The sequence below is a fragment of the Flavobacterium soli DSM 19725 genome (genome assembly GCF_000422705.1).
Taxonomy (GTDB): Bacteria; Bacteroidota; Bacteroidia; order Flavobacteriales; family Flavobacteriaceae; genus Flavobacterium; species Flavobacterium soli.
Window position 1 is genome coordinate 255,261 of record NZ_AUGO01000006.1, and the last position, 25,359, is coordinate 280,619.

The window sequence follows — 25,359 nt, forward strand, 5'->3', positions numbered from 1 at the left end:
GTGTTAAAATCCAGCTAATTATAATAAAAAATCAGGAATTGATTCTCTTGATTAAATCCAAAAGAGCAGGAATGTCAACAATAAAATCAGGTGAAGTATTTTGTACTGCATGACTAGGCATGAAGGGCATATCGGCTGTTTCGGGTTGTTGCACAATGATGATTCCTCCTGCATTTTTTATCGCAATCAGTCCGTCAGTTCCATCAGCATTTGCACCAGAAAGCAGCACCCCCACGACCGCTTTTCCATACGCGTCAGCGACAGATTCAAACGCTACATCAATACTTGGGCGGCTGTAATTTACCTTCTCGGAAGTATCGAGCGAAAGCAAATTATTTTTTTCAAAAAGCAAATGGTAGTCAGAAGGTGCAATATAGATATAACCTGGCAGTATCTCCACCTTGTCTTCGACTTCTTTTAAAGGTATTATGGATTTGGCTGCAATCAATTCTTCCAAGGTATTGTCCTCTGTATGCTTTCTGTGGAGTACAATCACGAGGGCAAAACTAGGAATATCAAGGTGAGGCAAAATCTTGATCAACACATCCAAACTTCCTGCCGAACCACCAATTATAAGTATTTTACAATTGGAAATCAATGTGTCTTTCTCCATATTTTTTCTTTTTCTAATTGCTTATATCGCTTTTGCATAGAAGTAAATTTGATGGTTTCTTTTGTTCCCAGTGCCAAATAGCCCAGTTTTGCCAAACTGTCGTCAAATAAATGCAAGGCACGTTCTTGTAATTCTTTATCGAAATAAATGAGCACATTTCGGCACAAAATTAAATCAAATTCATTGAAGGAACGGTCTGAAACCAAATTGTGTTGCGAAAAAACCATTCTGGAAGAGAGGTCTTCGCCAAATTTTGCCAGTCCATAATTTGCAGTATAATAATGCGAAAAATCTTTTTTTCCACCCGAAGCCATATAGTTTTCGGAATATTGCTTCATCATTCGTAACGGAAAAACACCTTTTCTAGCTACTTCCAAAACTGGTGGACTAATATCTGTAGCATAAAGTAACGCTTTCTCCAGAAGATTAGCCTCTTTGAGCAAAATGGCAACCGAATATACTTCTTCGCCAGTAGAACATCCCGCATGCCAAATCCTGATAAAAGGCTTTGTAGCCAAAACAGGAAGGATTTCAGTTCGCAGAATTCTATAAAAATGTGGATCGCGAAACATCTCAGTAATGTTCACGGTAATTTCCTCTACCATCCTGCTAAAATAATCTGAATCATCGATTATCTTCGATAGAAATGATTGAAAATTAGTGAAGCCATCTAATTGGTAAAGCCGGTCAACGCGTCTCTTGAATGACGCTTTTGAGTAGCCACTAAAGTCATAGCCATAACTTTCATACAATTCATTGATTAAGATATCAAGCTCTTGGTCCGTTATCATAAATTTATGTAATGCTTAGAATTTGGAACAATTTATCCATATCTACAGGTTTAGAAATATAATTATCGGCACCAGCCTGAATGCATTTCTCCCTGTCGCCAAGCATTGCTTGAGCCGTGACAGCTATAAGTGGTGTGTTTTCATGATTTGGAAGGCTTTTAATCAACGGAATAGCTTCATATCCATCCATGTCAGGCATCATCATATCGAGCAAAATGGCATCAAAATCTTTTTCATTATTTAAAATACTTATGGCTTCTGAAGCACTCATGCAGGAAACACATTGATATTCTCTGGAACGTAAAACCGCTGATAAGGCAAAAATATTTCGCGAATCATCGTCAACTATCAAAACTTTTTTCTTCTTTTTCATCTGTAAAAAACTATAAATTAAAAACGGTCATACAGCCAAACCCTCAATAAGGATAGCAGCTGATCTACATCTACAGGTTTTGTAATATAATCTGACGCACCTGCATTGATGCATTTTTCCCGATCACCAGTCATTGCTTTTGCAGTAACGGCAATCACAGGAAGATTTTTTAACTTAGGGTTTTTTCTTATGATTGTTGCAGTTTCATAACCGTCCATGTTGGGCATCATCATATCTAGCAAAACGACATCAATTTCAGGATGTTTTTCTAATGCTGCAATGGCTTCATTTCCATCAATGGCGGTGATGATATTCATTTTTAAGGCTTCGAGTGCTTTTGTGAGCGAATAGATGTTTCTCACATCATCATCTACCACCAAAACGGTTTTTTCACTCAAGATATTGTTCAGAAGGTTTCGCTTTTTTGGAGCACTTGTTGTTTTGTTTTCTTCCATCAAGTGCATGAATAGCGATACTTCGTCAAGCATTCTTTGATAGGAATGTGCCGTTTTGATAATGATTGAATCGGCATATTTTTTAATCTTCAGCTCTTCTTTCATAGAAAGGCTTTTTCCTGTAAAAACAATCACGGGAAGTGCTTCTAGTTCTGGATTTTTTCGAACGCTTTCAAGTATTTCATAAGCTTGCTTGTCCGGAACTCCCATGTCGAGGATAACGCAATCTACATCGGCTTTTTTCAATGTTTCCAAACCATCACTAATCTCACTTTTGATTTCCGAATTGATATTATAGGTTTCCAAGAAATAGGCGAGAGCCTTGGCATGTTTTGAATTGTCTTCAATGATCAGGACTTTTTTTGACTCACGGTTGATAATGTGTTCTATTTTCTTGAAAATTTCAGGCATTTGTTCGAAAGCAACTGGCTTATCAAGGAAATTTACAGCACCTTTCAATAAACTTTCTTGCTTCAATTTATGAGAAGACATGATGTGAACCGGAATATGCTTGGTTTGTGAATTGTTTTTTAATTCTTCCATAACCTGCCAACCACTTTTTATAGGCAATTGGATGTCAAGCAAAATACCCACAGGCTTGTAAACGATGGCTAAGTTTAAAGCATGATCACCTCGAACCGAAACTATTCCTTTATAATGACGTTTTCTGGCAAAGTCCAATAACGATTTTGCAAAATTAATATCGTCTTCCACAATCAAAATGACTTTATCGCCTTCCTGAATCATTTCACGATCATCGGGAACATCTTCTGGAATATGTGAACTTAGGTATTTATTTTCTTTGTGAATTGGTTTTTCAACAATTTCTTTACTTTCTACTTCTATCTCATTATAAGATTGTTGTGAGCTTTCACTTGATTGTATTGATGAAGTTCCTATAATTGGAATAGAAAGAATAAATTCACTTCCTTCATCCACATTACTGATTAAAGTGATGTCTCCTTTTAATAATTTTGCAAGTTCACGACTGATAGAAAGTCCAAGTCCAGTTCCTCCATATTTTCGTTTGGTTGAACCATCTGCTTGCTGAAATGCTTCAAAAATTAGTGGTTGTTTTTCTCTTGGAATTCCAATTCCGGTGTCTTTTACGCTAAAGCAAATAAATTTCGGATCCTTCGGATTTTTCTTGATCTCAAGTGTAACAGATCCTTGAGCCGTAAATTTGATGGCATTAGAAATTAAGTTTTTCAGAATCTGCTCAAGCCTCATTTTATCGGTTTTGATAACAAGTGGAGCTTCTTTCGAAATGATTCTGAACTCAATTCCCTTATCTTTTGCAAGTTCATGAAACAAATCATTCAAGCTTCCTGTAACTTCCCCAACGGTAATATCCATCAGCTCAAGATCCATTTTTCCTGCCTCAATTTTAGAAAGGTCCAAAATCTCATCGATAAGTCCTAACAAGCCGTTTCCTGAACTTTGAATCACTTTTGCAAATTCAATTTGCTCTTCGTTCATATTGCTGTCGTTGTTCTCAGAGAGTAATCGGCTTAGCAATAGAATTGAGTTTAAAGGCGTTCTCAACTCATGCGACATATTGGCCAAAAACTCTGATTTGTAACGTGTTGTAAGTTCCAAATCTTCCGATTTCTTTTGGATTTCCATGTTTTTTTCTTCCAATAAAACACTTCTTTCTGCAAGCTCTTCGTTAGTTTGCTGCAATTCTTCTTGTTGCACTCTCAGCTCTTCTTCTGATGCTTGAAGCTTTTCAGTTTGGGCTTCAAGTTCGGCATTCATACTTTCTAGTTCGCCATGTTGAGTTTGCAATTCTTCGGATTGGGCTTGGGTTTCTTCCAAAAGTTCTTGAACGCGTTTTCTGTTTTGTGCAGCTTTAATAGCTATTCCGATATTATTGGCAACTGTAGAAAGGAATTCGATTTCACGTTTTTTAAACTCTTTTAAAGTGGCAAGTTCAAATACGCCATTGATTTTATCTTCCATCACAGGAACCGCCACCACATGACCTGGTTTTAATTCGCCTAAAGCATAAGAAATCTTGATATCTTCTGGAGCAATAGATTTTAATTGCATCATTTGTCCCGAGGAAACAGCTTGTCCTGTTAGCCCTTCTCCAATTTTAAAGATTTCTCTTTCTTTGTTCCATATATAGCTATAACCAGCCGTTGCTTTAAGATTGTCACCTTCTACAAGATATATCACACCGGCATTGCTATTGGTATATATCGCAAGGTATTCAATAATGTCCTTGGTAAGTTGTTCTAAGGTCTTTTCGCCAATCATGACCATGTTCATTTCTGCAACACCAGCTCGAAGCCATTCCTTATCGGATAATGTTGTAAAAGAATGATGCAGTGATTTTGCCATGTTGTTAAGCGAATCACCTATGCTACTTAAAGCATCACTTTTAGTAGTATCAATTCTAATATCATAATTTCCTTGAGAAATTTGTCCTGCTACACCACTTATGATACGTATTCTTTCGGCTGTTTCCTTTTCGCTTTTTTCAAGCTCACTTTGGAGTTTGACTCTTGTTGTGAAGTCATTCAAGATTCTGCTAAAAAATAAAAGACTGCTAATAATGGCAACTACCGAAGCCACTATGATGAGAATCAAGCTGTAGTTTCCAAATCGTTCCGAAGTAGCAATTCTTTCTTTCAAAAGTGTTTGCTCTTGATTTTCCATAATCTTAAAAAGGCTTCGGATGTTATCCATGTGTCGTCTACCTTCATCAAGTACTGTAGCCTCAACAATTTGACCTTTTCGTTTTTCATCAATTCTAATAGCTAGATAATCAAAAAAAACTTTTTTCAAGGCTTTTAATTCTTGTATATTCTTTTGCTGTACAGGATTGTCTTTCGTTAGAATTTGAAGCTGATCGATATAATTATTGGTTTCGGTCTCAGCATTTACATAACGCTTTAAAAAATCTTCTCGACCAGCCACCAAAAAACCTCGCATTCCAGTTTGAGCATCGAGCATGACCAAGGTCGAAGAATTTATATTGTAGAGCACTTCGTGAGTGTGATTGACCAACCTGTTGCTTTCGATGAGGCTTCGGATGCTAAAATAAGATGCAGTAGCACTAACGATCAACAACAGCATCGAAATACTTGAACTTATTATTAAATTTCTTTTAAAATTGCTATTCATATAAAAAAATGCGATTAGGTAAAACTATTTTAAACGGGTAAGATCATAATAAAACTAGAACCTTCTCCAAGTTTGCTTTTTGCTGTGATTAATCCGTTGTGTTTTTCAATTATTTTTTTGGCTATGGCCAAACCAATTCCGGTTCCTTCATAGCTTTGTCTATCGTTGAGACTTTGGAAAATGATGAAAATTTTATCCAAATAACTCTCGTCAAAACCAATACCATTGTCTTTTACCGTAATTCGACAAAACTTTCCAGTAGGAGAGACGGAACTTTCAAAGTTTTTTTCGGTTATAAATTCTGAATCTATTATAATTTCAGGAGCTATGTCAGCTTTAGCAAATTTGAGCGAATTGCTTATTAAATTTTGAAAAACTTGACGCAGTTGACTCGGAATACTTTTAATGGTTGGAAGATTGTTGACCTTTATGACAGCATTTTTTTCTTCAATCAAATAATCAAAATCAGATAAAACTTCATGCAAAACGTTATTCAGGTCAATATTTTTGAAAGGAACATCAGCAGAAAGTCTGGAATAATCGAGCAAATCGCTAATTAGATTAGACATTCTCTCGGCAGATCCTAGAGCTCGTCTAACATAATCATAGGCTTTTTCATCATCTATCAAATATTTTTCCTTCAAGAGTTTGATGAACATTTCGATTTTTCGGACTGGTTCCTTTAAATCATGCGAAACGACCCAAGAAAATTGCTGCAATTCATGGTTACTAAATTCAAGCTCTTCATTTTTAGCTATCAATTCACGGGTTCTTTCAGCAACTTTTATTTCCAAAATTTCATTTGCCAGTTTTTGTTCCTGAATGTCAGTAAAAGTTCCCACCCAACGTGATATTGAATCATTATGCCTGATTGGAAGAATCTTCATTTTAAAGTACCGAAACTCGTTAGAACTTAGATGACGAATTCTCATTTCGCAAGCAAATTCCTTTCCTTCTGCAAAGTGAGTTTCCCAACTCATACAATTATGATGATCATCTGGATGCGGTTCTGGAAAGGTTTTGGCATCAGCCGAATAGTGAAACCATTTATCGTTTACATATTCAATGGGGCCTTCTTTAGAAACAATAAAGGCAATTTCTGGCAAGGATTGTAGCACTGAACGAAGTTCTTCCATTTGGTGCGAAAGATTTTCCTGAGCTTCTTTCCTGATTTCAATTTCTTTCGAGAGGATGTCGCGAATGTTTTCGAGTTCGGTTTTTTGTTCGGATAACTTCAGGAACGTTTTTACCTTTAGAATAAATAAATCAGGATCTACGGGTTTTGTGATATAATCTACACCACCCGTTTCATATCCTTTTGAGATGTATTTTTTTTGCTTGTTGATGGCTGATAAAAAGATGACAGGGATATCTTTCGTTCGATTACTTCCAGACAGTGTTTCCACCACCTCAAAGCCATCCATTCCAGGCATTTGAACATCCATAATAATCAGTGAATACTTCACCTTTAGGATTTTTTTCAAAGCTTCTTCACCGGATTCAGCTGTATCAACAGGCAAATTGTGCAGTTCCAATATTTTTTTTAAGGCAATTATATTGGCTTTTATATCGTCAACGATAAGTATCATAAATCAAAGATATTATCCATAACAAATGCTGGAATTACACAAGATTGAACTTTTTGGAAAGGGAAACATAGCGAATATCGATGATTGTCGCATTCTTTTAACTGAATAACTTTAAAATTTTGATGCAAGATCATTAATAGTAATTAGGATGGGTTGGGTAGATTGTTTTACTGAAATTTTATAAATTGTTTAAATTTCACAACAACCATCCAAAAGTATTAAAAATTGTTAAAGAATCAAAAAGCAAGTTCAGTATTAGACTTTTTGAAAAAACATATTTTTTCACATTTTAACTTATTAATGACTTCATAATCTTTTTTAATATTCCTTTTTTGGTTTGTAAAGTACTGGAATATAAACGCTTTTTTTACATTATTTGCAAAATTGCGTTTTTTTATGATCAACTAAGCTTAGTTTCTGTAGATTGAAATTTTATAACATTTGAAAAATATGTTATAATCTTTTTTTTTAATAGAATGATTTTTTTTTTTGAAATTGCACTACTATTAAAAATATTAGACGATTGTTAAAAATCAATGAAATTTTCAACAATTTTTAAAGTCTTTTTAATAGCGATACCCCCAAATAAAATAGGTACTAAAATATGCTTAAACACAATCAGAAAATAATAAAAATAATTTTGGCTGATGACGATCCTGATGATCGTAGTTTTTTTGAAGAGGCAATCAAGCAATTGGATTTTGACTCGAAAGTAGTTACCGTAGAAAACGGTAAAGAATTATTAGATCATCTAGAATCTGAAGAAACAGATATACCACACATCGTGTTTCTGGATTTGAATATGCCAATATTAAATGGTCTGGAAACACTCAAAAGACTCAAGCAACATCAAAAATACAATAATATTGCGGTTGCAATTTATTCGACATCATCAGCTAACAAGGATATCGAAAACACGTTGGCTAACGGAGCAAATTGCTATATCGTGAAGCCAAATGATTTCCAAAACCTAAAAAGTACACTTAAATATGTTTTAAGCTTGCAGTGGCAATATCATACCAGCAATGGTCTAGATTTATCAAATTTTGTAATATCAGTTTAGAACAATTATATAAAAATAAAACCCTCAAAATGAATACTTTTTGAGGGTTTTTATGTTTTTAATCAAAATCGGATTATAAAACCAATTCTTCAAATAATCTATTAATTGTAACTTCCAAGTTATTGGATAATCCAGGATGTGGTCTTGAGGTTTGTATTACAGAACTTCTCACTGCTGTCAACCATCTAAAGCGTTCCGGAACTTCCATCGAAGCAATTGGTCCACCTTGTTTATCGCCTTGGGCAATTTTTTGAAGTGAAAGTAAATTCAGTTCCAGCTGAACGATATCAATTTCTGAACAGAGGCATTGGATTTTTTCAACATTTAATTCAAATAAGACTTTTATAAACCGTGATTTCTTGCAAAACAAAATAATGCCTACATTCACGAATTCTTCACGTTCAACCCTTGGAACAACGCGAATAACGGCATATTCATATAGATTTTTGTCTTGCATTTTGTGCTTCTTTTATAAAGATTTCTGAATGGGCTAATCGTGTCATCAAAAAGTCAAAATATACTTTCTTGATTGCTTCTGGACTTTCGTCCGATTCTTCCCAATGAAGCCATTCATCAGGAATTAATTCAACAATGGCATTGATTTTTTCTTCTGTCAATAAAGCCTTGAAAACCTTGTCTGTTTCTTCAATCAAAGAAGCTTTTGGCAATAAAACATGATCTTTTATCAAAGCAAACGGACTTTTAGCATGATTTTCCCAATTGGTAAAAGAATGATGAAAATAGAAAGAAGCACCATGATCAATAAGCCAAAGCTCCTTATGCCAAATCATCATGTTGGTATTTCGGAAAGTCCTGTCAACATTGGTTATAAAGGCATCGAGCCAAACAATCTGTGAAGCTAATTCAGCATCTACATTGGTAACAACCGGATCAAAATTAATCGCTCCTGATAAAAAATGCAATGCCAAGTTCATTCCTTGGCTTCCTTGCAATAAATCTTGAATTTCCTCATCGGCTTCAGTCCTTCCAAAGTCTTCTGAAAGATGGGCAAAAACCAATTCGGGAATTCTCAAACCCAGAGTTCTTGCAATTTCACCACCTAGCAATTCTGCAATCAAAGCTTTCACACCGTGCCCGGCACCTTTAAATTTCAATACATATTTAAAATCATCATCGGCTTCAGAAAGAGCAGGCAAGGAGCCACCTTCTCGCAAAGGAGTGATATACCGGGTGACATTTATTGTTCGTAATTGGGGTAGGGCAGTCATAAGCAATTTTAAGAATAGTAAAAATACATCGTTTTTTTGAAATGAATTTGAATTATTCTTCTTTATGATTGGCCTTTATAAAATCAGTTACGAGATAACCAATTAATTTTCCGATGAGATGATTGTTTTTTTCTTCTCCCAAATCAGGAGCACCTTCGCAAATATGCAAATAGGCAACATTTTGATTTTGTGCGAAGTAGCTAATAAACAAACGTAGCTCTTCGACTGAATAACCGCTCATTGTCATGGCACTACTGGCGATATTAGGCAAGGAATCTAAATCGATTTCTAATCCAAAAGCGTCACCTTTTATAAAATTTAAAGCTTGAAAAAGTTCCTGATCGAAGTTTTTTTGCTTTCGAATGTTCACTTCGTCATAGGTATTATAACGAACACGATCTTCAATTTTCTTGATAATATCCAAAACGCTTTTCGAAGTATAACTTTCATGGAGTCCGAAAATAAAATACTTTTTGAGAAATCCTTCTTCAAAGGCATACGAAAAACCGTTTCCGCTGTGTCTTCCTTCCAAAATTCTGAAATCAGAATGGGCATCAAAATTAATGGCATTGATAGGTTTTCCTTTGGCCAAAGCCGTACCTTTTATATTTCCATAGGAATTGTTATGGCCTCCGCCAATGACTATAGGGATTTTTCCAGCTTTTACAATGTTGAAAATAATATGGGCCACTTCCTTATCAATTTTTTCTACGGTTTGGCTGAGTTTTACCCGATCATCAGAATTCATGAAGTCAAGATTTTTTACCGATTCCATTTCTTCTTTTACGTCAAGCGAACCCAAAACGAGCAACCTACTTCCTTTACAAAAGCGATTGTGCTGAATGTTTGCAATACTTTTTATGGCACTTTCCCAAGCCGAAGCCGTTCCTGGACGACCATAGTTGGCACGGACTCCAATATCTTCTGGAATGCCAAACAATACATACTTTGCTTCGCAGGTTTTTAGAAATTCCATTGCCGAACTATCTTTCGGGACGGTGTGCATCTTTTCGCCAAACTTAATTTCGCCGCTTCTATGGTTGGTAATCTTTGCAAGGTCTGCAAGGGTAAATGGGATTAGGTTTTCCATACGTTTATTTTGTGCATCAAAAATACTATAAAAGTATAAACTTACGTTAATAAGATTGACACAGCTCAATATTATTTTAAATTTGTTAAAAGTAAAATTAAGAATTAATCCCAAGTATTTATTAAAACTTACACTTTATGGAAAATCAAACCAATAATTCAAGCCTGAAAGCAATTGTTGTTGTTTTAGCTCTTCTTCTAGCAGGTAGTTTGGCCTATATTTTTAAAATGACAACTGATGCCAATGCACTTCAGACGGAATTAACTACAGAAAAAGGTGAGAAAGCAGATGTTCTCAAACAACTTGAAGAATTAAAAGTTACTTATGATCAGGCAATTGCTGATAATACAACCCTTTCGGATGATTTAGTTGCCGAAAGAGAAAAGGTAGTAAACTTGATTGCTGATTTGAAAAAATCGAAAGGTGATGCGGCTTCAATGGCAAAATACCGTGATCAATATAACAAGTTGCAAAGCAACATGAAGCTTTTGATTGCCGAAAATGACGAACTCAAAAAGCAAAACCAAAAATTAACAACCGAGCGTGATAGTACGGTAATTGTTTTGGGTGAAGCAAAAAGATTTAACGATACTTTGGTTGTTCAAAATGAAAATTTAGCCAAAACGGTTGAAAAAGGTTCGAAAGTAACCGTGATGAACTTGAGAACTCAGGCGATAAAAGTGAGAAGTTCTGGTAAGCAAATTGAAACTGAAAAAGCTAGAAGAGCTGATCAATTGAAAGTTTGTTTTGCTTTGGCAGCCAATTCTATTGCAAAATCTGGAGACAAAACGTATTATATTCAGATTATTGACAGTAAGAACAATGTTTTAGGCGAAAAGAAAACCGAAAACTTTGGCGATATGTCGCTTACTTATAGTTTTACGACTACTGTAGCTTATAACAATGAAGCCGTTGATGTGTGTGAATTCCTTGACGGAAAAGGCGTTGATTTTGAGAAAGGAACTTATTTTGTAAACATCTTTGATAAGGGAGATTTGGTTTCCAAAACAAGTTTCACGCTGAAATAAGAATTTTAGTTAATTATTGATTCAAAAAAGAAAAGAGTTCGCTTTACGGCGGACTCTTTTCTTTTTTTTTAATAAATTTTATGTTCCAATTAGTTCCGTATTTATTTTTATCAAGGCATCGTTAGTCAATTTCTCTGCTTTACCTTTAAATTTTAATTTCAAACTATGTGATAGTTTATATTCTGAATTACCAAAGCTTTGATATTCTTTTATCTCTTTTAGGATACCTTTTTTAGAATAGCTATAAATAATCTTTGTTTTATAGTTATTGATAATCTCTTTTGAAATTAATCTTTTTTGTGAATCAAAACATTCAATTTCTTTTTTTGAATTTTCTTTTCCATCTCCATAATAGGTTTGGAAATTTCCAATTCTGCAACTATCAAGATATTCATAAATGTATTGCCATCTAATTTTTTTTGTGTCTTCAAAAACTTGATTAAGTTGTGTGAGCTTATTTTCTGAATCGTAGATGTACTGATAAAATGTTGATTGCCCAAAATGACTTTCTTTTATATTTGATTTATCTACATGTTTAACCTCCATAGATAAAGAATCATTTTGGCTATGATAGGTCTTTTCGGTAATTAAAATTTGATCTTTATTATATTCGTATTTGGTGTAGAATTGATAATACTCACAAGATTTACAATATGAATTATAACTCTTCGATAATACAAGCTTTTCATTGTTATAATAAAATTGTTCAATTTTTCCAATGACATTTAATTTGTTGTAGTGATGTCTGCCATATTCGATTTTTTCGAGAATTTTACCATAATCATCAAAGTAAAATTTGGATTTACTGATTTTTCGCTTTTTATTTTTCTCGTTAAATGAATATCCAGTTTCAGTTATGGTAAACGCTCCAATTTTTTTCTCAATTTTTTGAGAATATACTTTTGGTAGAGTAATTATAAATAATATTAAAAGTATTTGCTTCATCTTAAAGAGAATTATATTTCTAACACCACAATTATTTAATTCTTTAAAACTTATACAATCACTCCATTAATCATCACATTCTCAATCAAATTACTTCCAAAAGCATACGGCAATTGGTAAAATGAAGCAATTTGTTTAGTAATAATAAGATTCGCTTTTTTTCCGACTGTGATACTACCATGCGTTTCAGAAAGTCCCATGGCGTAAGCTCCGTTAATTGTGGCTGCATTGATGGCTTCTTCGGGTGTCATTTTCATTTTGATACAGGCTGTAGCTACCACCAAATTCATGTTTCCTGATGGTGTTGTGCCTGGATTAAAATCTGTGGCTAGGGCCAATGGCAAACCGGCATCAAGCATTTTTCGGGCTGGGGTATAGGGAATGCTGATGAAAAAGGAACAAGTTGGCAAGGCAACCGGCATAGTTTCGGAGTTTTTTAAGGCTTCGATATCTTCGTCGGTCACGATTTCGAGATGGTCAACCGAGAGGGCATTGTGTTTTACGCAAGCTTCAATTCCGTTGATAGCGGTGAATTGATTGACGTGGATTTTAGAACGCAAGCCATATTTTAAGCCTGCTTCCATAATCCTTTCAGTTTCTTCGACTGAGAAGTAACCAGTTTCTAGAAAAGCATCGATATAATCGGCGAGTTGTTCTTCGGCGATTTTGGGAAGCATTTCGTTGATGATTAAGTCAATATAAGCAGCATGATTTTCCTTGAATTCAGTAGGGAAGGCGTGTGCTCCAAGGAATGTGGCTTTTATGGCAATTGGGTAATTTTCTTTTAGACGTTTGATGACACGGAGCATTTTGATTTCGCCTTCAACTGACAATCCGTAACCTGATTTGATTTCGACGGCTCCGGTTCCTTGTTGCATTACTTCTTCGAGACGCAATTTTGATTGGTTGTAGAGTTCTTCTTCGGAAGTTTCGTTTAATTTTTTTGCTGAATTTAGAATTCCGCCACCTCGGTTTGCGATTTCTTCGTAAGTCAATCCGTTGATGCGATCTACGAATTCCTGTTCGCGACTTCCGGCATAGACAATATGGGTGTGGCTGTCGCACCAGGTTGGCAGGACGGTTCTTCCTTGGCAGTTTATTTTTTTATCATATTCGAAATCGGGAAGGCTTTCCATTGGGCCGAAGTCTTTTATGATTTCGTCTTCGATTAAAAGATAAGCGTTTTTTATTGTTGGAAGTACAGCCATTTCTGAGCCTGAGACTTTTTGGATGTTGGTTTCTCTGATTTGAAGGAGTTCTTGTATGTTGGTGAGGAGTGTTCTCATTAAAGTTTTAAGGTGTTAGGTTTAAGGTTCTGGGTTTTCGCTGATTGCGGAAAATGTTTCTGTTTATTTCTTTTTAAAAGTTTAAAAGTATGCGTTTTGAATGTTCTCTAGCCCTGATGGTGCCATTGTTTGAGCTCTTGCAACTGCCGTTAGAGCTGTTGCAAAGCGAGTGGCTCCAGCAGGAATATGGATTCCGATAAAGCCCGAGCCTTTCGCTCCTAATTGTGCTACTGAATTTATTTTGTAAATGTAAAATGGAAATTTAAAAACTCCTATCTTTATGACAAATTAATGTGCTTTGAGGAGAATTAAATATAAGAAGGTTCGAAAAGTTCAGCCGAATTTTTTTGAATATACTGGGGTTCATACGACGGATGCTGTTGAAATGCAGTTGTTTGTGTATGACGATTTGGGGTATGAGGAGTATAAAAAGGTGTCGTTGGAGCGGGTGAAGAAGGAAATTTCGGATCCGTTGCAAGTGGAAGATGTGAAGTGGCTGAATGTTCACGGGCTTCATGATGTGGAATTGATCAAGGAAATAGGGGAGTTTCTGGAAGTGGAAACTTTTATTATAAGTGATGTCTTGAATGTTTCCAGGCGTTCGCGGATGGAGGAGCTTGATAACATGTTGTTTTTTAGCATCAAGTCGATTTTGCAGGAGGAGGATGCCGATGTGGTTCGGGTGGAGCAGATTAGTTTTTTACTAAAGGATAATTTGTTGGTTTCGTTTCAGGAAAAGAAGAGCGATTTTTTTACGCATATTCGGGAACGAATCAAGACCCATAGCGGTTTGGTGCGAAAGAAAAAAAGTGATTACTTGCTATATTTGTTGCTGGAAGCGGTGATGGAAAATTTTTATATCACGATTGAAAGCAATGAAAATACGATTGAGGAATTGCTGATTGAGGCGAAGAGCAATCATAAATCAGAAGTTTTGGAGCGGATAGAGAAGGAGCGGGAGAGTTTGAATTTCTTGAAACGGGCTATTGTGCCGCTTCGGGATGCTTTGTTTAACTTGAAAAGTATCCGTCACGATGATGAATTTGCTGGAATTGAGGAAGCCAATTATACTTTTTTTGCCCGTTTACACCAAAAGAGTTTGGAGATTTTAGATCAGATTGATTATGATTTGAAATCGCTCGAAAGTGCTTCGAATATCTTTTTTTCGATGCAAAGCCAGCGAATGAACCAGATAATGAAGACGCTGACGATTTTCTCTGTTATTTTTATGCCGTTGACTTTTATTGTTGGGGTGTATGGAATGAACTTTGAAAACATGCCGGAATTGAAAAGTGAGAATGGCTATTTTATTGTATTGGGGGTGATGTTTTTGACCGTTGTTGGGATGGTTTATTATTTTAGAAGGAAGAAATGGTTTTGATTTTAACATTAAGAAGTTAAGGTTTGAACCATTAAGGGATTAAGACAGCACTTAATGAATCTTAATGCCTTAATGGTTTATTTTTTTTTAATATTTGATTATGGAAAAGTTTGTAAGTGATATTTCGGGGAAGGAATATGCGGAAGCAGAGAAGGTTTCGGCAAAATTGGTTCGGAAATCGATTTTGGATTTTATAAAGGAAAAACATCCAGATTTTGAAGGTGAAAAATGCATGTCGATGAGTGAACTGCATTCCTTCAGGGAAAAATATATTGCTGAAATGCTCTTGAAAGAAACGGGCGAACTATCGGCCATGGAACAAACGGTTGTGGATTCTTTGAACGATAATGCAACCCTTTCTGACAAGCTGGATGATGAAATTCAGGATTTTACCTTTGGGCAGAAAGTGGCCGATAAAGTAGCTTCTTTTGGCGGAAGCTGGACTTTTATTATTTCGTTTTTAACCTTCTTAATGATTTGGATTGCTGCAAATGTTTTTATTTTGGCTAATAAAGGTTTTGATCCGTATCCGTTTATTTTGTTGAACTTGATTTTGTCGTGTGTAGCTGCTTTGCAAGCTCCTGTAATCATGATGAGTCAAAACAGGACTGAAGAACGAGACCGCGACCGAGCGAAAAAAGATTATATGATTAATCTGAAATCGGAATTGGAAATCAGGATGCTGCATGAGAAAATAGATCATTTATTATTGCATCAGGAACAATCGATGATTGAAATTCAAAAGGTGCAAATGGATATGATGCAGGATATTTTGGAAAAGATGAAGGAAAAAAAATAGATGTATAAAAAAACCTGAAGCATAAACTTCAGGTTTTTATTTAGTATAATTTGAAAATTATTTCAAGCTTCCAACCATATCCTCAGGTTTTACCCAAGCATCGAAATCTTCTGGAGTTACATAGCCTAAACGTACTGATTCTTCTTTTAAAGTAGTTCCGTTTTTGTGGGCTGTTTGAGCGATTTCAGCAGCTTTGTAGTATCCTATTTTTGTATTTAAAGCTGTTACCAACATCAATGAATTATCAACCAATTCTTTGATTCTGGTATAATTTGGTTCAATTCCTTGAGCACAATGTTCGTCGAACGAAACACAAGCATCTCCTAATAAACGAGCCGATTGCAAGAAATTTGAAGCCATTAAAGGTTTGAAAACATTCAATTCATAATGACCTTGAGTTCCACCGATTGTGATCGTAACATCGTTACCCATAACTTGAGCACAAACCATTGTCAATGCCTCACATTGTGTAGGATTTACTTTTCCTGGCATGATCGAAGAACCTGGTTCGTTTTCTGGAATCAAGATTTCGCCAATTCCTGAACGTGGTCCTGAAGCCATCATTCTCACATCATTTGCAATTTTATTTAACGAAACAGCCAGTTGTTTCAAAGCTCCGTGTGTTTCTACAATCGCATCATGAGCTGCCAAAGCCTCAAATTTATTTGGAGCTGTAACGAATGGATGTCCTGTGAATTTTGCAATATATTCGGCTACTTTCACATCATAACCTTCTGGAGTATTCAAACCTGTTCCAACGGCAGTTCCTCCCAAAGCAACTTCTGAAAGGTGTGCTAAAGTATTTTTTAATGCTTTTAAACCGTAGTTTAATTGAGCTACATAACCAGAAATTTCCTGACCAAGTGTCAATGGAGTAGCATCCATTAAATGGGTTCTTCCAATTTTTACTACGTTTTTGAAAGCTTCTGATTTCGCTTGAAGCGTATCTCTTAATTTCTCAACACCTGGAATAGTAACTTCTACAACCGCTTTATAAGCCGCAATGTGCATTCCGGTTGGGTAGGTGTCGTTTGAAGATTGTGACTTGTTTACATCATCATTAGCTTTGATGAATTGTTCGCCTTCGCCAATTTTATGTCCGGCAAGAACCTGAGCTCTGTTGGCTACAACTTCGTTCACGTTCATGTTACTTTGGGTTCCTGAACCTGTTTGCCAGATTACCAATGGAAATTCATCGTCTAATTTTCCAGCCAAGATTTCATCACAAACAGCTGCAATTGCATCTCTTTTTTCGATTGGCAAAACACCCAAATCGCAATTGGCATAAGCGGCAGCTTTTTTCAAATAAGCAAAACCTTCGATAATTTCTTTTGGCATAGAAGCCGACGGACCGATTTTGAAGTTGTTTCTTGAACGTTCTGTTTGGGCTCCCCAATATTTATCTGCGGGAACTTTTACTTCACCCATCGTGTCTTTTTCAATTCTGTATTCCATGATTGTTGTTGTTTGTTTTATATTTTGTTTGCTTTTAAAATAGGGTAGTATCCCTAAAAAACCGAGTCCAAATTTATGGATTTAAGCAGTTTTAAAAAAATATTTTGGCTGTTTTATTGGTAACTAAAAATATAAGGAGTACTTTTGACATTGAATTCACTAATTCCGGAAAAAACATGTTTGAATTTCAACAGTATTTAGGTTTTATCCTCTTTTTAACCATTTTGACCATAGGTTTTTGGTTAATGATTTTCTTGGTAGGTTTCGTTCAATATTGGATTGGCGGAGCGATCATGGAACTTGTTAAAGAAAAGAGAGCTAAAAGAAAAGAGCAGGCAATTTAATAATTGTTTGTTTCTAAAAAAAGGAAGTCCAACGGGCTTCCTTTTTTATTCTTATCAATCTAAGAAACTCTTGCTTGAAGGCAATTCATAGATTTCCAAATCAAAATAAACGACCGAAGCAATAATATGATCGAAGATATCGGCCATAATGTATTCATAGTTGATCCAAGTCTTGTCGTTTGAAAAGGCATAAATTTCAAGAGGAACTCCAAATTCATTTGATTGCAATTGACGACACATCATCAGCATGTCCTTATTCAATCCAGGATGCTGTTCTAGATATTGGTTGATGTATTTTCTAAACAACCCAAAATTGGTCAGGTTTCTGCCATTTACAGAAAGAGTTTTATCAATATTATTAGCAATATTATATTTGTTGATGTCATCTTGACGTTGATCGATATAATTGCTTACTAATTGTATTTTTTTAAGCTCTGTCAGTTCTGATTCTTGTAAAAAACGAATGCTGTTGGCTTTTATCAATACGTGCCTTTTAATTCTTCGTCCTTTGGAATTGAACATTCCTCTCCAGTTCTTGAAGGAATCCGATATCAAGCTATAGGTTGGAATTGTTGATGTTGTATTGTCAAAATTTCGAACTTTAACCGTTGCCAGATTGATTTCGATTACATCACCATCGGCACCAAATTTTTCCATCGTAATCCAATCGCCAATTCGCACCATATCATTCACTGAAACCTGAATACTTGCTATAAATCCGAGAATAGTATCACGAAAAATCAACAAAACTATAGCAGAAATAGCTCCAAAAGTGGTCAGTAATGCTTTCGCAGAAATATTAAACAAGTATAAAATAATGGCCACAATTCCAAATGTCCACAGTACAATCATGATAACTTGTATGTAACTGTCGATAGGTTTGTCGCTGTATCTCGGCTGCTGTTTTAGATAATCTCGAAGTGCATTAAAAATTGTTCGGATGATCCACAAAACCAAGAGAACGATATATATTCCAATTAATTTTCCAAAAACACCTTCCCAATAAATAAAGTTTTTCAGGATGACTGGAACTGCCTTATAAATAAAAAGTAGCGGAATCAAATGTGCTATATATTTTGCAGTTTTATTGGAAACCAATAAATCGTCAAATTTGGTATTGGTCTTTCGAGCAATTACTATCATTGCAGTTACCAATGTAAATCGAAACACCAAATAAATAATATAAGCTACAACAGAAAGCAGGATAATATCCACTGTTAAGCTCAAATAGGAGGTAAGGGTATCGTTAAAATCCCAGCCTTTCAAAAGCTTATAGGTCCAGCCAAATATATTTTCTGCCAATTTTAGCATCTATCTAGAGGTATTTTTTTTCAATATAAAAGGTACCGAAAGGAACAAGCGAACCTAAAATAATGATGCTGAATTTTTTCCAATCCCAATCTAATTCAAACTTGAGCATAATCGCCAAAATGATATAGGCTATAAACAAAATTCCGTGTGCCATTCCGATAGGAAACAACAACGATTTGTAAAGATCTATATTGATATTTTTAACGATAAGCATATTTGCCAATAAAACTAAAAAAGAAACACCTTCCAACAAGGCAATGATTTTAAAAAATTTAAGCATTTGTATTTGAATTGATTATGTTTGTCGATTTACTATTTTTGTTTAATATAAAAAAACCAATTAGTCCGCCAATTGTAGAGGCAATGAAAATTCCTAACTTAGCCTGCAATTCATATTCAGGATTATTGAAAGCAAGATTTGTCACAAAAAGAGACATGGTAAATCCGATTGCAGCTAAAAATCCCACGCCAAATAAATGCATATTGTTTAATCCCTGAGGCATATTGGCGATCTTAAATTTAATCATCGCGAGCGAAACTCCAAAAACACCAATTACTTTTCCAGCAACGAGTCCAAAAACAACTCCAAGGGTTACATTGCTTGTTGTCTCAGCTAAAATATCATTCGAAAATGTCACTCCTGCATTTGCTAATGCGAAAATTGGCATTATAACAAAGCTTACGAGCGAATGCATCCCATGTTCCAGTCGTTGCAAAGGTGTCATGGCATCCTTAGTAGTGACTCTGATTTTCTCTAAAAGATGCAGCTGTTCTTCGGTTAACGTAGGTTTATTGGTTGTATCAGCATTTTTGAATTTTTCTAGATACTTCTTGATTTTATCGATAAATAAGATCTCATCTACTTTAGAATCAGCAGGAATTGTAAAGGCTACCAAAACAGCTGCAATCGTGGCATGAACACCCGATAGCAAGAACGGCAACCAAACACCAAAGATGCCAACAATTGCATAAAAAATAGTATTACGAATACCGAAAGCCTTACTACAGTATAAGAAAACAACAAACCCAATTCCTGTGAACAACATAGGGAAATTAATTTCTGCAGTATAGAAAAAGGCAATAACTAAAACCGCACCCAAATCATCCACAATAGCTAAAGCTGTCAAGAAAACTTTTAACGAAGTTGGAATTTTATTTCCCAATAAATATAAAACGCCCAATGCAAAGGCAATATCAGTAGCCATTGGAATTCCCCAACCATGTGAAGATTCTGTTCCAGAATTAAAAATTCCATAAATTAAAGCCGGAAAAATCATTCCGCCAACAGCTGCTGCAATTGGCAACATCGCGTTTTTAGGATTCGACAGCTCACCTCCCACAATTTCACGCTTCAGTTCAAGTCCAACCACAAAAAAGAAGATAGCCATCAAACCGTCATTCACCCAATGGTGCAAGGTATAATTCAGATAGGTTGCTCCATCAAAAGTAAAACCAATTTTGTGTTCCCAAATATGATGGTACCAATCAGAAAGTGAAGAATTGGCTAAAATAATGGCAACTAAGGCCGAAACAAACAATACAATTCCGCCTGTTGTTGATTTTTTTATAAAATTATTAACCGGATTGATAATCCATTTTTCTGCAGGAGTGGTCTTAATTTGGTCGTTCATTCTGTTTTTTTTCTTGTGGGTTACAAAATTAAGTATTATCATTGATTTTAATAGTACGAAAGTGTTAATGATTTTAATAAAATGAAATGAGCAAACGCGATTTAAAAAAATATTTAGCTTCTTTAGATAAGCAACAAGTTGAGGAACAGCTTTTAGAGCTTTATGATAAATTCAGCGAAGTAAAAGTTTTCTATGACTTTGTTTTTAATCCAAAAGAAGAAAAACTCATCCAGGAAGCGAAGATTAAAATTTCAAACGAATATTTCCCTACCAAAAGTAAGCGTCCAAAACTCAGACGTTCCGTGGCACAAAAAATCATCAAGCATTTTCTGGTTTTGGGGGTTGATGCGTTTGCTGTCGCAGATATCATGCTCTATACCATCGAAGTAGCGATGAAATACTCTGCAAAGCGCGAAGTTCGATTCGCTTCTTTTTTCAAAAGCATCCAAAAATCATATGAACAAGTCTTGCACTATACGATTGCAAACGGAATTGTAACCGACTATAAAAAACGAATTTTAGATATCTACTATGAAGCCGAACGTCAAAAATGGGAAAACGTTTATGAACTCGAAATGATTAAGGATCAAATTGACTAAATTCTTAAAATTAACTTTTAAATAGCCGGATAACTCTTTTTTAGGTGTATTTTTGCAAAAATCCCAAAAAAGATAATGCTTTACAAAGACGTAGAAATTGAAATAGAAGATAGAAAAGAACTGTATGCTTATCAAAAAGGAGACATTGATGCCATTTTTGAACGGATGGCTAATACCCCTCCAAATTATCATTTGTTGTACCAATTGCCAACTGGTGGAGGAAAAACGGTAATTTTCTCGGAAATTGTTCGTCGTTATTTAGCCGAACACAATAAAAAAGTCGTGGTTTTAACCCATAGAATCGAGCTTTGCAAGCAAACTTCCAAAATGCTCAAAGGTTTTGGGGTCAAAAATAAAATCATCAACAGTAAAATCAAAAAATTGGAGGATCAGGAAGATTATTCCTGTTTTGTTGCAATGGTCGAAACCTTAAAGAATCGACTCAATGATGAACTTCTTGAAATCGAAAATGTAGGCTTGGTGATTATCGATGAAGCCCATTACAATTCTTTCCGAAAACTATTTGGTTCTTTCAAAAATTCTTTCATTCTGGGTGTGACAGCAACTCCGTTGAGTTCAAACATCAAGATGCCGATGAACGAAAACTACGATGAATTAATCGTTGGTGACACCATTTCTTCTTTAATCGACAGCGGATTTTTGGCGAAAGCTATAACCTATAGCTATGATGTGGGATTGACTTCGCTTAAAGTTGGAATAAATGGCGATTATACCGTGAAATCTTCCGATGATTTATATTCGAATATGGTCATGCAGGAAAAACTCCTTCACGCCTATACCGAGAAATCATTGGGAAAAAAGACCCTGATTTTCAATAACGGAATCAATACTTCCTTATATGTTTATGAAACTTTCAAGGAAGCGGGTTATGACATTCGACACCTCGACAATACCAATAATCCCGAAGAGCGAAAGGAAATTCTAAGCTGGTTCAAGAAAACGCCCGATGCCATTTTGACTTCCGTTGGGATTCTCACCACCGGTTTTGATGAACCAACTGTTGAAACCATTATTTTGAATCGTGCCACAAAATCTCTGACTTTATATTTCCAAATGATTGGTCGTGGTTCTCGAAAATTGGAAAACAAAGATACTTTTTCCGTAATCGATTTGGGTAATAATGCAGCACGTTTCGGACTTTGGAGCGAACCTGTCAACTGGCAACACATCTTCAAATCGCCCGAGTTTTATCTCGAAAATCTTCGTGCCGATGCCGAAATCGAGCAACATTTTAAATTCCAGATGTCGCCTGAATTAAGAGCTAAATTTGCCAAAACAGAAGTCGTAACTTTCGATGTTGATGAAGAACATAGAATCGCCATTTCGCTCAATCTTCGTTCAAAAGTCGTACTCGACAAATCCATCGAGCAACACGCCATGATGTGTGTCGACAATACAGAAACCCTTAACGAAGCTAAACAACTGTCTAAAGAACTAAATGACGATATCGAATGCAGAATTCGCCGTTATTCCAACTGTTTGAGCCATTGTAGCAAAAATTACCGAGAATGGTTGGTCGAAGATTACAAGCTCAAGCTTACACTGATGATCGGAAAAAAATACCGTGAAAAAATCTTTAACGAGGATTAATTTTCTTTTAGTTGAAGCAAAACAGTAGGCCTTTTTTAAACCATGTTCCTGCTGGAGCCACTCGCTTTGCAACAGCTCTTACGGCAGTTGCAAGAGCTCAAATCCCGAAGCTTCGGGAGCACCATCAGGGCTAGAACAATAACTTTAGGCTTCTATTAAACTTTGACACCTTTGTGTGAAAAAAGCGACTTCAAAAATTTCTTCTTTAAGCCAAATAAATATCCATTTCCCATTTGCAATAACGCTACAGTAGTCTTAATTTTGAAAAAATTAAAATCATAATGCAAAAATACATTAGCCAGCTGAATGATGCACAACAGGAACCCGTTCTCCACAAGGACGGACCAATGATTATTATCGCTGGTGCAGGTTCTGGGAAAACGAGGGTGTTGACCATCAGGATTGCCTATTTGATGAGTTTGGGTGTAGATGCTTTCAATATTTTGGCATTAACCTTTACCAACAAGGCTGCTCGGGAAATGAAGAAACGTATCTCGGATATCGTTGGTTCATCGGAAGCAAAAAACCTTTGGATGGGAACCTTTCACTCCGTTTTTGCTCGAATTCTTCGCTCGGAAGCTGACAAATTGGGTTATCCTTCCAACTTTACGATTTACGACACACAAGACAGTGTCCGTTTGATTTCGGCTATTATCAAGGAAATGCAACTTGACCGTGACATTTATAAGCCAAAACAGGTTTTAGGAAGAATTTCTTCTTATAAAAACAGCCTCATCACGGTGAAAGCCTACTTCAATAATCCAGAATTACAGGAAGCCGATGCGATGTCAAAAAAACCACGTATTGGTGAAATCTATCAACAATATGTAGAACGTTGCTTCAAATCTGGAGCAATGGATTTTGATGATTTGCTATTGAAAACCAATGAATTATTAAATAGATTTCCCGATGTTTTGGCCAAATACCAAGACCGTTTCCGCTATATTTTGGTCGATGAGTACCAAGATACGAACCATTCTCAGTATTTGATTGTTAGGGCTTTATCGGACAGGTTCCAAAATATTTGCGTTGTTGGAGATGATGCTCAAAGTATTTATGCCTTTCGAGGTGCAAACATCAACAACATCTTGAATTTCCAAAAAGATTATGAAGGGGTAAAAACCTATCGTTTGGAACAAAATTACCGTTCTACAAAAAATATTGTAGAAGCGGCAAATTCCATTATCGACAAGAACAAAACTAAGCTTGACAAGGTGGTTTGGACAGCCAATGATTTCGGACCGAAAGTAAAAGTGCACCGAAGCATGACCGATGGGGAAGAAGGCCGTTTTGTGGCTTCTACCATTTGGGAACAAAAAATGCAAAATCAACTCACGAACGGACAATTTGCGATTTTATATAGAACAAATGCACAATCCAGAGCGATGGAGGATGCCTTGCGTAAACGCGATATTCCGTATCGAATTTATGGAGGATTGTCTTTTTATCAAAGGAAAGAAATCAAGGACGTACTGTGTTATTTGCGATTGGTCATCAATCCGAAAGATGAGGAAGCGTTGATTCGGGTCATCAATTATCCCGCTCGTGGAATTGGCGATACAACGGTAGAAAAATTGACGATTGCTGCAAACCATTATAAACGTTCGATTTTTGAAATAATGCAGAACATCGACCGAATCGATTTGAAATTGAATTCCGGAACCAAAGCAAAATTGCAGGATTTTGTCACCATGATTCAGAGTTTTCAAGTAATAAATGAAAATCAGGATGCTTTTTATTTGGCTGACCACGTGACCAAGAAAACCGGATTGATTCAGGAATTAAAGAAAGATGCAACGCCAGAAGGAATTGCAAAAATTGAAAACATCGAGGAGCTTCTAAACGGTATAAAGGATTTTATCGAAGGCCAAAGAGAAATTGATGGAGCAAGAGGAGCCTTATCGGAATTTATGGAAGATGTGGCTTTGGCGACTGACTTGGATAAAGATACGGGCGACGACGACCGTGTAGCCTTGATGACGATTCACTTGGCAAAAGGTCTTGAGTTTCCGTATGTTTTTGTAGTTGGGATGGAAGAAGATTTGTTTCCGAGTGCCATGTCCATGAGTACGAGAAGTGAATTGGAGGAAGAACGCCGTTTATTTTATGTGGCCTTAACTAGAGCTGAACATCAAGCTTATTTGACCTATGCTCAATCGCGTTACCGATGGGGAAAACTGACGGATAGTGAACCTTCGCGTTTTATCAACGAAATTGAAAGTGAGTATTTGGAATATTTATCTCCCGAGGAAACCAATTACCGCTACAAGCCAATGATTGACAGCGATATTTTTGGTGATGTCGATAAATCGAAATTGCGACAGATGAAACCCGTTAGCGGTACTCCGCCAAAATACATCACGAATAACGAACCTAAATCTGATTTGAATATCAGGAAATTAAAACCTGTTTCCAGTCCAACAAAAACGGGAGCCAACCTATTTGATAGTGGTTTAACTATTGGGAATATTGTGATGCACGAGCGTTTTGGAAAAGGAGAAGTAGTGAATATCGAAGGAGCTGGAGCTGATAAAAAAGCAGAAATTAAATTTGAAATTGGCGGGATTAAGAAATTGCTATTGCGTTTTGCGAAGTTGGATGTGATTGGGTAATATTTGAGGCTTTAATTGATAT

The 25,359-nt window shown here is 35.9% G+C and carries 23 protein-coding genes; 9 read left to right on the top strand and 14 right to left on the bottom strand.

The features are described from left to right. Positions 1-31 precede the first annotated feature (31 nt). The 5 genes from G508_RS0108450 to G508_RS0108470 are packed head-to-tail and all read right to left on the bottom strand — an operon-like array spanning position 32 to position 6,953. Complete coding sequence (locus G508_RS0108450; protein WP_026704911.1) at positions 32-613, bottom strand: chemotaxis protein CheB; 582 nt, start codon at positions 611-613, stop codon at positions 32-34. Beyond that, positions 595-1,404, bottom strand: a complete 810-nt coding sequence (locus tag G508_RS0108455) for a CheR family methyltransferase (RefSeq protein WP_026704912.1) — start codon at positions 1,402-1,404, stop codon at positions 595-597. Before G508_RS0108455 ends, G508_RS0108450 begins: the two co-directional genes overlap by 19 nt. A gap of 4 nt (positions 1,405-1,408) precedes the next feature. Further along, positions 1,409-1,777, bottom strand: coding sequence for a response regulator (locus G508_RS0108460; RefSeq protein WP_035694424.1), 369 nt, complete (start codon positions 1,775-1,777; stop codon positions 1,409-1,411). A 17-nt stretch (positions 1,778-1,794) separates the two neighbouring features. Further along, positions 1,795-5,364 (bottom strand): response regulator, encoded by a 3,570-nt coding sequence (locus G508_RS0108465; RefSeq protein WP_026704914.1) that lies wholly within the window; start codon positions 5,362-5,364, stop codon positions 1,795-1,797. A 29-nt stretch (positions 5,365-5,393) separates the two neighbouring features. Continuing rightward, the gene (locus G508_RS0108470; protein WP_026704915.1) at positions 5,394-6,953 is read right to left on the bottom strand and encodes a hybrid sensor histidine kinase/response regulator; all 1,560 of its coding nucleotides are present in this window, start codon (positions 6,951-6,953) and stop codon (positions 5,394-5,396) included. Between the two features lie 604 nt (positions 6,954-7,557). Here G508_RS0108470 and G508_RS0108475 point away from each other — a divergent pair. Next, positions 7,558-8,016 (top strand): response regulator, encoded by a 459-nt coding sequence (locus tag G508_RS0108475; RefSeq protein WP_026704916.1) that lies wholly within the window; start codon positions 7,558-7,560, stop codon positions 8,014-8,016. Positions 8,017-8,089: 73 nt separating this feature from the next. On the opposite strand, the gene G508_RS0108480 is transcribed toward G508_RS0108475, so the two are convergent. The 3 genes from G508_RS0108480 to G508_RS0108490 are packed head-to-tail and all read right to left on the bottom strand — an operon-like array spanning position 8,090 to position 10,335. Continuing rightward, positions 8,090-8,473 carry a DUF3037 domain-containing protein gene (locus G508_RS0108480; protein ID WP_026704917.1) on the bottom strand — a complete coding sequence of 128 codons (384 nt, stop codon included), beginning with the start codon at positions 8,471-8,473 and terminating at the stop codon, positions 8,090-8,092. After that, complete coding sequence (locus G508_RS0108485) at positions 8,451-9,245, bottom strand: HipA family kinase (protein WP_026704918.1); 795 nt, start codon at positions 9,243-9,245, stop codon at positions 8,451-8,453. Before G508_RS0108485 ends, G508_RS0108480 begins: the two co-directional genes overlap by 23 nt. Before the next feature lie 52 nt (positions 9,246-9,297). Next, positions 9,298-10,335: a formimidoylglutamase gene (locus tag G508_RS0108490; RefSeq protein WP_026704919.1), complete on the bottom strand. Its 1,038-nt coding sequence runs from the start codon at positions 10,333-10,335 to the stop codon at positions 9,298-9,300. A 137-nt stretch (positions 10,336-10,472) separates the two neighbouring features. On the opposite strand from G508_RS0108490, the gene G508_RS0108495 reads away from it, so the two are divergent. Beyond that, the gene (locus G508_RS0108495) at positions 10,473-11,363 is read left to right on the top strand and encodes a hypothetical protein (RefSeq protein WP_026704920.1); all 891 of its coding nucleotides are present in this window, start codon (positions 10,473-10,475) and stop codon (positions 11,361-11,363) included. A 78-nt stretch (positions 11,364-11,441) separates the two neighbouring features. On the opposite strand, the gene G508_RS0108500 is transcribed toward G508_RS0108495, so the two are convergent. Then, positions 11,442-12,308, bottom strand: a complete 867-nt coding sequence (locus tag G508_RS0108500; RefSeq protein WP_026704921.1) for a hypothetical protein — start codon at positions 12,306-12,308, stop codon at positions 11,442-11,444. Between the two features lie 50 nt (positions 12,309-12,358). Then, entirely contained in the window at positions 12,359-13,594 is a 1,236-nt protein-coding gene (gene hutI / locus G508_RS0108505) for an imidazolonepropionase (protein WP_026704922.1), read from the bottom strand. A gap of 298 nt (positions 13,595-13,892) precedes the next feature. Here hutI and corA point away from each other — a divergent pair, with 298 nt between their 5' ends. Both corA and G508_RS0108515 read left to right on the top strand, forming a co-directional pair. Further along, complete coding sequence (gene corA, locus G508_RS0108510) at positions 13,893-14,975, top strand: magnesium/cobalt transporter CorA (protein ID WP_026704923.1); 1,083 nt, start codon at positions 13,893-13,895, stop codon at positions 14,973-14,975. A gap of 100 nt (positions 14,976-15,075) precedes the next feature. Beyond that, on the top strand, positions 15,076-15,774 hold the full coding sequence (locus G508_RS0108515) for a DUF1003 domain-containing protein (protein ID WP_026704924.1): 699 nt from the start codon (positions 15,076-15,078) through the stop codon (positions 15,772-15,774). A 57-nt stretch (positions 15,775-15,831) separates the two neighbouring features. Here the strand turns inward: G508_RS0108515 and fumC are convergent, their stop codons facing one another. Then, positions 15,832-17,229 carry a class II fumarate hydratase gene (gene fumC, locus G508_RS0108520; protein WP_026704925.1) on the bottom strand — a complete coding sequence of 466 codons (1,398 nt, stop codon included), beginning with the start codon at positions 17,227-17,229 and terminating at the stop codon, positions 15,832-15,834. Between the two features lie 176 nt (positions 17,230-17,405). Here fumC and G508_RS0108525 point away from each other — a divergent pair, with 176 nt between their 5' ends. After that, complete coding sequence (locus G508_RS0108525) at positions 17,406-17,573, top strand: hypothetical protein (protein ID WP_026704926.1); 168 nt, start codon at positions 17,406-17,408, stop codon at positions 17,571-17,573. A gap of 54 nt (positions 17,574-17,627) precedes the next feature. On the opposite strand, the gene G508_RS0108530 is transcribed toward G508_RS0108525, so the two are convergent. From G508_RS0108530 to nhaA, 3 genes are read right to left on the bottom strand one after another with little or no spacing between them, the layout of a single operon-like run. Further along, positions 17,628-18,884 carry a mechanosensitive ion channel family protein gene (locus G508_RS0108530; protein WP_026704927.1) on the bottom strand — a complete coding sequence of 419 codons (1,257 nt, stop codon included), beginning with the start codon at positions 18,882-18,884 and terminating at the stop codon, positions 17,628-17,630. A gap of 4 nt (positions 18,885-18,888) precedes the next feature. Beyond that, positions 18,889-19,164, bottom strand: coding sequence for a DUF3817 domain-containing protein (locus G508_RS0108535; protein WP_026704928.1), 276 nt, complete (start codon positions 19,162-19,164; stop codon positions 18,889-18,891). After that, entirely contained in the window at positions 19,157-20,515 is a 1,359-nt protein-coding gene (gene nhaA, locus G508_RS0108540; protein WP_026704929.1) for a Na+/H+ antiporter NhaA, read from the bottom strand. Before nhaA ends, G508_RS0108535 begins: the two co-directional genes overlap by 8 nt. 86 nt (positions 20,516-20,601) lie before the next feature. Between nhaA and G508_RS0108545 the strand changes: the two genes are divergently transcribed. The 4 genes from G508_RS0108545 (at position 20,602) to G508_RS0108555 (ending at position 25,337) form a co-directional block, all read left to right on the top strand. Continuing rightward, entirely contained in the window at positions 20,602-21,114 is a 513-nt protein-coding gene (locus G508_RS0108545) for a DUF6155 family protein (protein WP_026704930.1), read from the top strand. Positions 21,115-21,189: 75 nt separating this feature from the next. Next, complete coding sequence (locus tag G508_RS0108550; protein WP_026704931.1) at positions 21,190-22,725, top strand: DEAD/DEAH box helicase; 1,536 nt, start codon at positions 21,190-21,192, stop codon at positions 22,723-22,725. A gap of 11 nt (positions 22,726-22,736) precedes the next feature. Next, on the top strand, positions 22,737-22,859 hold the full coding sequence (locus G508_RS20500; protein WP_281170218.1) for a hypothetical protein: 123 nt from the start codon (positions 22,737-22,739) through the stop codon (positions 22,857-22,859). A 147-nt stretch (positions 22,860-23,006) separates the two neighbouring features. After that, on the top strand, positions 23,007-25,337 hold the full coding sequence (locus G508_RS0108555) for an ATP-dependent helicase (RefSeq protein WP_026704932.1): 2,331 nt from the start codon (positions 23,007-23,009) through the stop codon (positions 25,335-25,337). Positions 25,338-25,359 lie beyond the last annotated feature (22 nt).

Bases quoted from the DNA above. Each gene is read 5' to 3' on its own strand.
- G508_RS0108525 (WP_026704926.1), top strand. From the start codon at position 17,406: ATGTTTGAATTTCAACAGTATTTAGGTTTTATCCTCTTTTTAACCATT.
- G508_RS0108460 (WP_035694424.1), bottom strand. From the start codon at position 1,777: ATGAAAAAGAAGAAAAAAGTTTTGATAGTTGACGATGATTCGCGAAAT.
- G508_RS0108475 (WP_026704916.1), top strand. From the start codon at position 7,558: ATGCTTAAACACAATCAGAAAATAATAAAAATAATTTTGGCTGATGAC.
- G508_RS0108550 (WP_026704931.1), top strand. From the start codon at position 21,190: ATGCTTTACAAAGACGTAGAAATTGAAATAGAAGATAGAAAAGAACTG.
- G508_RS0108470 (WP_026704915.1), bottom strand. From the start codon at position 6,953: ATGATACTTATCGTTGACGATATAAAAGCCAATATAATTGCCTTAAAA.
- fumC (WP_026704925.1), bottom strand. From the start codon at position 17,229: ATGGAATACAGAATTGAAAAAGACACGATGGGTGAAGTAAAAGTTCCC.
- hutI (WP_026704922.1), bottom strand. From the start codon at position 13,594: ATGAGAACACTCCTCACCAACATACAAGAACTCCTTCAAATCAGAGAA.
- G508_RS0108530 (WP_026704927.1), bottom strand. From the start codon at position 18,884: ATGCTAAAATTGGCAGAAAATATATTTGGCTGGACCTATAAGCTTTTG.
- G508_RS0108495 (WP_026704920.1), top strand. From the start codon at position 10,473: ATGGAAAATCAAACCAATAATTCAAGCCTGAAAGCAATTGTTGTTGTT.
- G508_RS0108480 (WP_026704917.1), bottom strand. From the start codon at position 8,473: ATGCAAGACAAAAATCTATATGAATATGCCGTTATTCGCGTTGTTCCA.
- G508_RS0108490 (WP_026704919.1), bottom strand. From the start codon at position 10,335: ATGGAAAACCTAATCCCATTTACCCTTGCAGACCTTGCAAAGATTACC.
- G508_RS0108500 (WP_026704921.1), bottom strand. From the start codon at position 12,308: ATGAAGCAAATACTTTTAATATTATTTATAATTACTCTACCAAAAGTA.
- G508_RS0108515 (WP_026704924.1), top strand. From the start codon at position 15,076: ATGGAAAAGTTTGTAAGTGATATTTCGGGGAAGGAATATGCGGAAGCA.
- G508_RS0108450 (WP_026704911.1), bottom strand. From the start codon at position 613: ATGGAGAAAGACACATTGATTTCCAATTGTAAAATACTTATAATTGGT.
- G508_RS0108545 (WP_026704930.1), top strand. From the start codon at position 20,602: ATGAGCAAACGCGATTTAAAAAAATATTTAGCTTCTTTAGATAAGCAA.
- G508_RS0108465 (WP_026704914.1), bottom strand. From the start codon at position 5,364: ATGAATAGCAATTTTAAAAGAAATTTAATAATAAGTTCAAGTATTTCG.
- G508_RS0108555 (WP_026704932.1), top strand. From the start codon at position 23,007: ATGCAAAAATACATTAGCCAGCTGAATGATGCACAACAGGAACCCGTT.
- G508_RS0108535 (WP_026704928.1), bottom strand. From the start codon at position 19,164: ATGCTTAAATTTTTTAAAATCATTGCCTTGTTGGAAGGTGTTTCTTTT.
- G508_RS0108485 (WP_026704918.1), bottom strand. From the start codon at position 9,245: ATGACTGCCCTACCCCAATTACGAACAATAAATGTCACCCGGTATATC.
- nhaA (WP_026704929.1), bottom strand. From the start codon at position 20,515: ATGAACGACCAAATTAAGACCACTCCTGCAGAAAAATGGATTATCAAT.
- G508_RS0108455 (WP_026704912.1), bottom strand. From the start codon at position 1,404: ATGATAACGGACCAAGAGCTTGATATCTTAATCAATGAATTGTATGAA.